Below are 414 nucleotides of genomic sequence, written 5' to 3'. Positions count from 1 at the left end.
ATTTGGATCAGTTCACCAAAGCAATCCCGGTTGTAACGAGGCTGATACGGGCGTTTCAGGCGCTTGGATCGAGGAATCCATAAGTCAGCTGCAATCATCCAGGAACGCAGGGTTTCTACTGAAAGATCGAATCCATGTACGGTGGTGAGCTTTTCATGCGCTAAAGTGGGTCCGAAACCATGGAGTTGGTCAGAAACAATATTGAGGCACTTGAGTCTGAGTTCTTCAGGAAGTTTGGAATTGCTGATTTGGCCACGACCGGCATGGGCTAATGCAGCGGGACCTTGAGCTTTGTATTTCTGCAGTAAGCGTCTGATCTGACGTTCTGAAATATGAAGTAGCTGAGCAGCCTGGGATTGAGTTATGCGTTGATCGCAGATTTCCTGCAAGACCGACAATCGTTTAAGTTCTTTA

1 protein-coding gene is annotated in these 414 nt (G+C 47.3%); it reads right to left on the bottom strand.

Going from position 1 to position 414, the window contains the following annotated elements:
* Positions 1–414: helix-turn-helix domain-containing protein (locus NI462_RS14975; RefSeq protein ID WP_253161247.1), on the bottom strand; the 414-nt coding region annotated here is incomplete at both ends.

The sequence above is a fragment of the Acinetobacter lwoffii genome, assembly GCF_024129715.1.
Taxonomy (GTDB): domain Bacteria; phylum Pseudomonadota; class Gammaproteobacteria; order Pseudomonadales; family Moraxellaceae; genus Acinetobacter; species Acinetobacter lwoffii_U.
Note: the sequence above shows the minus strand (reverse complement) of the source record. Positions and strands in the feature narration are given on the sequence as shown.